General features: G+C 66.1%; 11 protein-coding genes. 10 read left to right on the forward strand and 1 reads right to left on the reverse strand.

What is annotated here, in order from left to right:
• Positions 1–140 precede the first annotated feature (140 nt).
• Both Q0176_RS08120 and thpR read left to right on the forward strand, forming a co-directional pair.
• Positions 141–800, forward strand: a complete 660-nt coding sequence (locus Q0176_RS08120) for an HAD family phosphatase (RefSeq protein WP_299301313.1) — start codon at positions 141–143, stop codon at positions 798–800.
• The gene (thpR, locus tag Q0176_RS08125; RefSeq protein WP_299301316.1) at positions 793–1,335 is read left to right on the forward strand and encodes an RNA 2',3'-cyclic phosphodiesterase; all 543 of its coding nucleotides are present in this window, start codon (positions 793–795) and stop codon (positions 1,333–1,335) included. Before Q0176_RS08120 ends, thpR begins: the two co-directional genes overlap by 8 nt.
• 228 nt (positions 1,336–1,563) lie before the next feature.
• On the opposite strand, the gene Q0176_RS08130 is transcribed toward thpR, so the two are convergent.
• A complete protein-coding gene (locus Q0176_RS08130; RefSeq protein ID WP_299301318.1) occupies positions 1,564–3,792 on the reverse strand; it encodes a methyl-accepting chemotaxis protein in 2,229 nt (742 codons plus the stop codon).
• A gap of 205 nt (positions 3,793–3,997) precedes the next feature.
• Between Q0176_RS08130 and lepB the strand changes: the two genes are divergently transcribed.
• The 8 genes from lepB to Q0176_RS08170 are packed head-to-tail and all read left to right on the forward strand — an operon-like array spanning position 3,998 to position 9,410.
• Complete coding sequence (lepB, locus tag Q0176_RS08135) at positions 3,998–4,543, forward strand: signal peptidase I (RefSeq protein WP_299301321.1); 546 nt, start codon at positions 3,998–4,000, stop codon at positions 4,541–4,543.
• 1 nt (position 4,544) lies between these two features.
• On the forward strand, positions 4,545–5,384 hold the full coding sequence (locus tag Q0176_RS08140) for a GTPase (protein ID WP_299301324.1): 840 nt from the start codon (positions 4,545–4,547) through the stop codon (positions 5,382–5,384).
• Positions 5,363–6,088, forward strand: a complete 726-nt coding sequence (locus Q0176_RS08145) for a ribonuclease HII (protein ID WP_366797377.1) — start codon at positions 5,363–5,365, stop codon at positions 6,086–6,088. The genes Q0176_RS08140 and Q0176_RS08145 overlap by 22 nt, the downstream gene beginning before the upstream one ends.
• Before the next feature lie 2 nt (positions 6,089–6,090).
• The gene (locus Q0176_RS08150; protein WP_299301327.1) at positions 6,091–7,182 is read left to right on the forward strand and encodes a hypothetical protein; all 1,092 of its coding nucleotides are present in this window, start codon (positions 6,091–6,093) and stop codon (positions 7,180–7,182) included.
• Positions 7,182–7,454, forward strand: coding sequence for an EscU/YscU/HrcU family type III secretion system export apparatus switch protein (locus Q0176_RS08155; RefSeq protein ID WP_299301330.1), 273 nt, complete (start codon positions 7,182–7,184; stop codon positions 7,452–7,454). The genes Q0176_RS08150 and Q0176_RS08155 overlap by 1 nt, the downstream gene beginning before the upstream one ends.
• A complete protein-coding gene (locus Q0176_RS08160) occupies positions 7,451–7,846 on the forward strand; it encodes a YraN family protein (RefSeq protein ID WP_299301333.1) in 396 nt (131 codons plus the stop codon). The genes Q0176_RS08155 and Q0176_RS08160 overlap by 4 nt, the downstream gene beginning before the upstream one ends.
• A gap of 34 nt (positions 7,847–7,880) precedes the next feature.
• Entirely contained in the window at positions 7,881–8,906 is a 1,026-nt protein-coding gene (locus tag Q0176_RS08165; protein WP_299301336.1) for a DNA-binding protein, read from the forward strand.
• On the forward strand, positions 8,907–9,410 hold the full coding sequence (locus Q0176_RS08170) for a Fic family protein (protein ID WP_299301339.1): 504 nt from the start codon (positions 8,907–8,909) through the stop codon (positions 9,408–9,410).
• Positions 9,411–9,455 lie beyond the last annotated feature (45 nt).

Here is a 9,455-nt window from a genome sequence, read left to right on the forward strand (position 1 = left end):
TGCGGGCCGATCGGCCTCAGGATAGCGGCGTGGGGGATGGGGGCGAAGCCCCCATACTAATGCATAGGCTTGGGGGAGAGGGCCCGGACCTTCCGGGCCCCTTCTTTCGTACCTTCAAGCGGAAAGGCGGGCTGAGGCGATTGGTCTCTGCGGTTATCTTTGATATGGACGGCCTGATGTTCGACACGGAGTCCCTGAACATGCGGGGCTGGGTCGAGGCGGGCAGGCGGCACGGGTACGAGATGACAGAGGAGGTCATATACGGCCACATCGGGGCCAACCTCGCCGTGACGCGCCGCCTGATGACCGAGCACTTCGGACCCGGGTTCGACTTCGACGCCGTGCGGGCGGACCGGGTGGCGTGGTCGTTCGCGCACATCGAGCAAAATGGGATGCCCGAGAAGCCGGGGCTCAGGGAACTGCTCTCCTGGCTGAGGTCGAACGGGCTGAAGACCGCCATCGCCACCTCCAGCGAGCGCCGCTTCGTCGATTTCTACATGGCGCACGCCGACCTGGACCATCCGTTCGACGCGGTCGTGACCGGAGATCGTGTGGCGCGGAGCAAGCCCGAGCCGGACATCTTCCTGAAGGCCGCCTCGGAGCTCGGCGCAGCGCCCTCGGACTGCATGGTCCTGGAGGACTCCTACAACGGGATCAAGGCGGCCCATGCCGCCGGGATGCTCCCCGTCATGGTCCCCGACCTGCTGCCGCCGACCCCGGAGGTGGAGCGTCTTCTCTACAGGCGCGTGGACTCCCTGGACCGCGTGATTCCGGTTCTGGAGGAACTGAACCGTGCCTGAGTCCGGGGAGACGGTCCGGACCTTCGTGGCCGTGCTGCTCTCCGAGGCGGCGGCCCGGGAGGCGGAACGGCTGCTGGATCGGCTGAGGCCGCTGGCGCGCTGCCGCTGGGTGACCCGGGCGCAGCTCCACATCACGCTGCGCTTTCTGGGGGAGCTGTCCCCGGCGGCGGTCGAGCGGGTTCGCTCGGCCGTGGCGGCCGTGGCGGTTCACCCCTTCGACATCGAGTTGCACCGTGCCGGCGCGTTTCCGGACCTGGCCCGTCCGCGCACGCTCTGGCTGGGCGGGGACCGGGGCGCGTCGGAGCTGACGGCCCTTGCGGGGCGGGTGGACGACGCCCTGTTCGAGGTCGGCATTCCGCGCAACGACCGGCCCTTCAGCCCGCACCTGACCCTGGCGCGGTCGGACGGTTCGCCCCTGCCTCCGGCCCTGATGAGGGAGCTGGAGCGCGTGCCGTCCGTCGCGTGGCGCTGCTCCGACATCTCGCTGATGCGCAGCCGCCTGACGCCCCGGGGCGCGGTCTACACGCGGCTCTGACCCGCCGGGGCCTGGGGCCCTAGGGTGCCTGCATTTCGCTGATAGAACGTGGCATGCGCTCCTCGTCGGAGAGGATAACGGGGGTACTGGGAGCCCCGATCGGCTCGGGGGAAGGTAAAGAAGGTAAAGTAGGACGAGAGGGTCGGTCCCCGCGGGGGCCGACCCTCTCGTATCAGGGGCTCATCGTGTTCGAAGCGTCGATCGGGGCAGCGGAGGAGCTGCCGATCCTCACTTCCTGTTCTTTAGGCTTGGGGCCGGAAGCGGCGCCCTGTTCCCGGTCTCCTGCCCCTTGCCGTCGTACTGGAACTGATCGAGCAGCTGCTCCAGATGCGCGACGCCCTCGCTCATGCTCTGGGCCTCCCCGGCGACGTTCTCGCTGGCCGCAGCGGTGTCCGCCGTCGCCCGCTTGATGTTCTCGAGCGTCTGCCCCACCTCTGACGTCGCGGAGGTCACCCGTCCGATGGCCTCGGCCATCTCGCTGCTCGACGCCGCCTGCTCCTCGGCCGCGGCGGCGATGGTCTGCATGTGGCCGCTCAGGGCGTTGACCTCGTCCAATCCCTTCTTCAGGCTCTCCTGGGCCTCGCCGGACTTCTTCACCGTCTCGTCAAGCAGGGCCTCCAGGTCGCGGACGACCGAGCCCGCCTTGTCCGAGTCGCTCTGCAGCCCCGCGATGAGCTTCTGGATCTCCTGGGCCGCGTTGCCCGATTCCTCGGCGAGCTTGCGGACCTCCTCGGCGACGACCGCGAAGCCCCGTCCCGCCTCTCCGGCCCGGGCGGCCTCGATGGCCGCGTTCAGCGCCAGCAGGTTCGTCTGGTCGGCTATGCCCGTTATCGTGGATACGAAGCCGGCGATGGACTCGACCGACCCGTTGACCTTGCGGATGGACTCGCCGCCCACGCGGGAGCGTTCCCCGGCCTGGCGGATCTTCTCCACCGCCTCGTCCACCTCCATGGAGGCGGACTGCGTCAGGTCCGCGGTGCGGGCGGCTATGCCCGCGCCCTCCTCGGCGGAGTTCGCCGTCGAGGTGGCGGCATGGGAGACCTCGTCGACCGCCGAGTTCGTGCGCGCCAGCGACTCCGAGTTCTCCTCGGAGAGGCGCGCCACCTCGTCGACGGAGGCCTTGACCTCCTCCATGGAGGCCACGGCCTCCTCCGAGATGGCCGCCAGGTTCTGGGCGGACTCGGTGAAGCTGTATGCCTGAGCGTTCAGCTTGCGCAGCATGTCCACGATGCTGTGCTTCAGCTGGGAATAGCTGTGGGTCATGTCGCCGATCTCGTCCTTGTAGTCGTACAGCCAGACCTTGGACTGGTCGGTCGAGAAGTCGAGCGTGGCGGCCCGCTTCAGAAGCCCCCCGAAGGCGTTGATGGGACGCAGGATGCGCCCGGTGAGCCAGTAGACGGTCCCGGAGATCAAAATCAGCCCCACGACGGCGGCCAGGATCGTGTTGCGGGTCATCGAGTGGGCGTCGGCCAGCATGTCGTCGACCGGCACCAGGGCGCTGATGGAGAGGGTCTGCTTCGCGGGAGGAAGGTGCACCGGGGTGTAGGTCTTCAGAACCTGCCCGTTCAGGGACGCGGAGTGCCCGTAGCGGAAATAGTTCCTGCCCTCCTTGATGCTCCGAAGGGTCTCGTCGGCGTTCTCCTGACCGTGGATGAGGTCGCCCAGCTGCCTGCCGACGTACTCGGGGGTCGTGGAATAGATGATGAAGCCGTCGTCGTCGACCAGCATGATGACCGTGCGGTCGCTGATGATCCTGATGGACTTCAGGCTCTCCTGAATCTGGGAGTAGTCCAGGTCGATGCCCACGACGCCGGCCGTTTTCCCCTCGATCTCGATGGGCACGGAGATGGTGGAGACCAGGGCCTTCGTCCCGTCCTCGTAAGTGAGGTACTCCGGGTCCCCGATGGTGGCCTCGCCCGTCCGGAGCGGGACCGTGTAGAAGTCCCCGTCGCCGGGGACGTAAATTTTCTCGGGCGTCACGTCGTTGGTGCGGACGGCCTTTCCGTTCCTCTCCACGAAGGAGGCGGTGAACTGCCCCGTCTTGCCGTACCAATCTTCGCCCGCAAAATCGCTGTCCCGGCCGTCGAAGGCATCGGGTTCGAAAGCCAGCCACATGGAGGCGATCTCCGGACGCTGGAGTGTGCCCGACTCCAGCAGGGTCAGGACGGTGTTCCGCGAGCTGCCCAGGCTGCTGTCGAGGCGGGGGATGGCTTCCGCGATCGTCGTCAGGATGTTGATGTTGGTCGTGATCGTACCCATGACGGAGAGCGCGGCCGCCTTGGCCGAGGTCAGGGTGAGCGCCTCGGCGTCCTGGGTCACGTTGTTCGACGAGGACACGGCCACATAGAGGATGACGGCGGAAAAGATGACGACGACGACGGACAGGATGCTGAGAAGCATCTTGCTCCTCAGCTGCAGGGCGCCGGGGCGTTTGGAACGGCTGTGATGGAACGACATGGACGATTCCCCCCTAAATAAAATTGAAAAAGATGAAAAAACGGACAGGTTCGTTTACAATTGCATGGATTACGCAGGTTTTCTTATTATACACGTTTTTTCTAGGGTTTGTCCCGGCGGCGGAACGTTTCCTCTCTTGATTGCGGAGGGCATTCGCGTTATAGTAATCGAAGAATGTCGAGAGAGGGAACGGAGGACATGTCATTTGGCTTCTGAAGTCGTAAAACCATGGTGGAGAGAGACACTTGAGACCATCGTCTGGGCGTTTGCCCTGGCGATGATCATCCGCACCTTTATCGTGCAGGCCTTCTGGATCCCCAGCGGTTCGATGATCCCCACCCTGGAGGTGGGGGATCGGGTCTTGGTAGCGAAGTTCTGGAACTGGTTTTTCGAGCCCTCGCGGGGGACGATCTACGTCTTCCGGTATCCTGAGGACCGGGACCGGGATTTCGTCAAGCGCATCATCGCCGTTCCGGGGGACACCGTGGATATCCGCAGCGGGACGGTCTACGTCAACGGCGAGCCCATCGACGAACCCTACGTCCAGAACCGGGACCAATACACCCTTCGACCCAACCGGGTCTTCCCCGAGGTTCCCTTCACGGTACCGAAGGACAGCTATTTCGCCATGGGCGACAACCGGCCCAACTCTCAGGACGGCCGCTTCTGGGGCTTCATTCCGGCGTCCGACATCCACGGCCCGGTCTTCTTCCGCTACTGGCCCCTGACCCGCATCGGGTTTCCGCGCTGAAGTGGGACGGACCGTCTGGTATCCCGGGCACATGGCCCGCGGGGGGCGCAAGCTGGCCGAGCTCCTCGAAAAGCTGGATCTTATCGTAGAGGTGCGCGATGCTCGCGCGCCTTTTTCTACTTCCGCCCCTCTCGTCGCCTCCTTCGCCCGTGCCAAGCCCGTGATGCTCGTTCTCGCCAAAAAGGACCTGGCGGACCCGGAGCGGACCCGGGTCTGGATCCGGGAGCTGGAGCTCGGGGGGCGGGAGGTATGGGCGCTCGACCTCCGCAGGGAGCGGCCGACGGCCCTCCGCAAGGCCCTCTCGGCCCGGAAGCCGGCTCACCGGGAGCTCAGGCTGGCCGTCATGGGCATCCCCAACGTCGGCAAGTCGATGCTGCTGAACGCCCTGGTGGGCAAGGCGCAGGCCCGCGTCGGGGGGATCCCCGGACTGACCCGGGAGGTCAGCTGGTATCGCAGCGGGGACCTGTTGATCGTGGACTCGCCCGGGATCCTGGACCCTCACGCGGAGCCGGGCGTCCACAGCGTGCTCTCCTGGCTGGGCTGCGCGAAGGCGGAGGTGCTGGGCGGCTTCGAGACCTCGGCGCTCTCCTTCATCCGTTTCCTCAGGGCGCGCGGGCTCTTCGGGGCGCTCCTGAAGAAATGGGAGATCGAGGAGCGGGACGAGCCCGGTGAGCTGACGCTGGAGCGGCTGGGTCGCCGCCTGGGCTGCCTCGTCTCGGGGGGGGAGGTCGACAGGGAATTGGCGGGCCGCCGCCTGATGGACGCCTTCTCGTCCGGAAAGCTGGGGCCGGCCACCCTGGAGCTTCCGGGGGACCCGCTGTGGGGAGACGGGGCGGCCTAGAGCGCGGGGCCGAGGGGCGGGCCGCCCGTCCCCGGGTCTCCCGGGACGAGGCCCTGAAGCGGTTGAGCGTGCTTCGGTCCTCGGGGCCCGGCGCCATCGTCGGGACGGACGAGGCGGGGCGGGGGCCTCTGGCGGGGCCCGTCGTCGCCGCCGCGGTCTCCCTGACCCCCGTTCAGGAGGAGGCCCTGCTATCCCTGGGGCTGCGGGACTCCAAGAAGCTGACGGCGCGGGGAAGGGAGCGTCTCTGGGACGCGATGGCCGAGCTCGGCGTCGCGTGGCGCGCCCAGGCCGCCGGCGCGGCGCGCATCGACCGCGACAACATCTCCCGGGCGTCGCTCTGGGCCATGGGGCGGAGCGTCCTCCGCCTGCGGCCCCTGCTGGCGCGGGAGCCGGAGTGCGTGGTGGTCGACGGCATCCTGGAGATCCCGGACCTGCCCTTCCCTCAGTGGCCGCTCGTGGCCGCGGACGACATCGTCCCGGCCGTCTCGGCGGCCTCGGTCGTCGCCAAGGTGCTTCGGGACAGGGCCATGACCGCCCTCGACCGTCTGTGGCCGGACTACGGCTTCGCCCGGCACAAGGGCTATCCGACCGCCATGCACCGCGAGGCGGTGGCCCGGCACGGGCTCTCGCCCGTGCACCGCGAATCCTTCTGCCGGAACATACGCCGGGAGGAATGCAGGCGAGGAGAAGATAAGGAGAGATAGCCATGCCCCCGATCTCCAACCTCAACGTGCAGATAGGTCCCAACCAGACCGGGACCGGAGGGATCGGAACGGCCCCCGCCTCCCCGGGGAGGCCTGTTTCCCCATCGCCGCTCGCCTCCCCTCGCACGGGGACGGTGGTGGAGGGACAGGTGCTCGGACGCAATGCGGACGGCACCTACTCCGTCCGCATCGATGCGCAGGACGGTCGCCCGGCCCAGACCCTTCTGGCTCGGGCGACGCTGACCCTCATCGCGGGGGAGCGCTTCCGCGCCGTCTGGGACGCCTCGGGGACCGACGGCGTCCCCGTCCTGCGGCTCTCCCCGGAGGAGCTCTCCTTCCTCTCCCGGGTCCCCGCCTCCGACCGCGAGGTGGCGACGGCGCTTCTGGCGCGCGGCCTGCCGCTCTCGGACGAGGTGCTGGCCGCGGTACGGGACGCCTGGAGGCGCGTGGGGAGCGCTCCGGACCAGCTCTCCTCCCTGATCGAGCTCTGGGCCCGCGGGGCCCCGCTGACGGCGGAGAACGTCCGGCTCCTGACGGAATACGCGGCCCTCGGCGGCGGGGCGGCGACGGCCCTTTGGGCGCGGATCCGCAAGGAGCTCAGGGAACGGGCCCGAAATGGCGAGGACCCCGTAGAGGTCCTGCGCGGCCTGAAGGAGGGAGAGGGGGAGCTCGCCCGCTTCCTTCGGGCGCACTCCCTGCTGATGCACGCCCCGAGGGACGAGGTCAACCCCCTTCTGCTGGGCGCGCCATTCTGGCCGGGACCGGAGGATGCCCCGGACCTCACGGCGCGCGTCTTCGTGGGGCGGGTCTGCGAGGAGGACGGCCGGAGGTACTGGCAGGTCGGGTTCGGCGTCGAGGGGCCGAGGCTGGGTTTTGTCGGAGGGACCGTCGAGAGCGACGGGCGGGGCTGCAACCTCGACCTCCATGCCGATCGTGCCGAGACCTGCGAGCTTCTGAAGCGGAGGCGCGGCGACGTCCGCGAGGAGCTGGAGGGCACGGCGCTGCCCGTCCGGTTCATCGGCATCTCCCGGAGCGTCGTCGAGCGCCTCAGGAACCGTCTCCTGTCCGGGCGGGGCCTGGACCTGACCGTCTGATGAGCGGCCGGAAGCGGGACAGGGCCGTCGCCCTCCAATACGACCGCGAGGCGATGGAGGCCCCGACCGTCGTCGCCAGGGGGGAGGGCCTCGTCGCCCGGAAGATCGTGGAGCGCGCCCTGGAGGCGGAGGTCCCCATTGTCGAGGACGCCGCGCTGGTCTCCGCGCTGCTCTCCCTGGAGCTGGGCGAGGAGATACCGGCCGAGCTCTATGAGGTCGTGGCCCGCGTTCTGGCCTGGGTCTATCGACTGGACAGGGGGGAGTCGGCATGACGCGCCACCTGGAGCTGGGGCGGCGTGCCGAGGACCGGGCCGAGGCCTATATCAGGAGATCCCCCGGCTGGAAGGTCCTGGGGCGCAACCTCGTCAACCCCTACGGGGAGCTCGACATCGTCGCGATGGACGGATCGGAGCTGGTGATCGTGGAGGTGCGCTGCCGCACGCTGGGGGAGGTGCAGTCGTCCCTGGATTCCGTCGGGCCCCGGAAGCTCCGCCGCCTGGTGGATGCAGGCCGGGCCCACGCGGACCGGATTGGCTGGACCGGCCCCTGGCGCATCGACCTGATCGGCTTCACGGTAAGCACGGCGGACCGCGACGCCGCGGAGCCGGAGTGGCGCCTGGAGCACGTCCGGGACGTCACGCGCGGGATGGACTGCCCGTCATGAGTCCATGGATCGAAGAAGGGACAAAAACGCAAAGATGAGCCGAAACCTAACGGATTCCCACCTCGATCGCAGCAATGTGTTGAACAACGCCATGGCGATGCGGGAGATAGAAAAGGCTGTCGGATTCCGAGGGATTCTTTTTCAGGGCCGATACGTCTTTTTGAAGGAGCAGGTCGCGTCCTTCCTGGAGATAGCGCCTCGCACGGTGGAGCGCTATCTTGAAAGCCACAACGAGGAACTTGTCCGAAACGGGTATGTGGTTTTGCGGGGCGAGATCTTGCAATCACTGAAAAAAATACTTTCTCAAACGGATGTTCCCGAAATCGATGTCGGGAACATTCTCAGGAGCCCTCAGCTGGGCGTCTTCGATTTCCGCGCCTTCCTGAACCTCGCGATGCTGGTGGTGGAGGGCAGTCGTGCTCGCCTGATGCGTCAGATGATCCTGGATATCGTGATCGATACCATCAATCTGCGGTGCGGCGGCTCGACGAAATACATCAACCAGAGGGATGAGGATTTCATCTTCTCGCTGTATCAGGATGAGGATTACCACAGGCAATTTACGGATGCGCTCAGGGATTTTGTGAGTGGGGGCAACTTCAAGTACGCCAATTACACCAACAAAATCTACCTCGCCATCTTCAGGGAAAGAAACCAGGAGTATCGGAAAATCTTGAGGCTTGCCCAGAAGGATCGAACCCGCCATACTTTTTATTCCGAGGTGCTCGATCTGATTACGGCTTTCGAGAGCGGGCTGGCCTCCGAGCTGGAAAAGCGCAGCGAGGCATTGGGGAGAAAGCTGGAGCCTTGGGAGGTGGACTCTGTTTTTGACGAGCTGGCCGCCCTCCCGCTCTGGAAACCCCTGATCGAAAAGGCCCGAATGAAGATGGCCAGCCGCGATCTGGCATTCCGTGACGCCTTGCACGAGAACATCTCCGAATACATCCGCGCCCTGCCGGTCGAGGACTTCGAGCGCTTTCTTGGGGAAAAGAGCAAGGAATTGGCGGAGCGCATCGAGGACGCGCAGGATGTGCTGAAACGCCTGAGGGATCGAGGCTAAATGGTTATCCTGTACCCTACGCCTCAGGACGCCTTGTCGGTCTATGCCAAGACCATCGCCGTAAGCGGCGGGGGCGCCAGCGGATTTATCGGCGACGGCGAAGCGCGGTTCCGGAGCGTCCTGGACTTCATTCGGGACGACACGTATTACCCGACTTTCGAGGAGAAGTTGACGCACCTGTTTTTTTCTCTGTGCCGGGGCCATTTCTTTCTGGACGGCAACAAGCGGATCGCCATCACACTGTGGACGCACATGCTTCTGTTGAACGGGTACGTCTATTGTGCCGGACGATTCATGGCCAAAATGGAGAATATCTGCCGGCACGTAGCGGCTGGGGCGATCGGCAAGGACCTGCTGTACGAGATCGTTGTCAACACGGTAAACGAAGAATTCGACGATGAGGAACTCAAGCTGAGGATCATCGACGCCATCGATACGCCTCAGGCGGAACCGTTCAGGCTGAAAAGGACATCTTCAATCCACGGAGAGGAGGCTTCCTCATGAACGCCACGCTGGGCGTTACCCTGAGGGGGATGGAGGCCGTGCCCG

This window comes from uncultured Fretibacterium sp. (assembly GCF_938040765.1).
GTDB lineage: Bacteria > Synergistota > Synergistia > Synergistales > Aminobacteriaceae > CAJPSE01.

What these genes read in the sequence shown, in the direction of transcription:
- Q0176_RS08150 (WP_299301327.1), top strand. Translation starts at nt 6,091, where the DNA reads ATGCCCCCGATCTCCAACCTCAACGTGCAGATAGGTCCCAACCAGACC.
- Q0176_RS08165 (WP_299301336.1), top strand. Translation starts at nt 7,881, where the DNA reads ATGAGCCGAAACCTAACGGATTCCCACCTCGATCGCAGCAATGTGTTG.
- Q0176_RS08130 (WP_299301318.1), bottom strand. Translation starts at nt 3,792, where the DNA reads ATGTCGTTCCATCACAGCCGTTCCAAACGCCCCGGCGCCCTGCAGCTG.
- Q0176_RS08170 (WP_299301339.1), top strand. Translation starts at nt 8,907, where the DNA reads ATGGTTATCCTGTACCCTACGCCTCAGGACGCCTTGTCGGTCTATGCC.
- Q0176_RS08155 (WP_299301330.1), top strand. Translation starts at nt 7,182, where the DNA reads ATGAGCGGCCGGAAGCGGGACAGGGCCGTCGCCCTCCAATACGACCGC.
- Q0176_RS08160 (WP_299301333.1), top strand. Translation starts at nt 7,451, where the DNA reads ATGACGCGCCACCTGGAGCTGGGGCGGCGTGCCGAGGACCGGGCCGAG.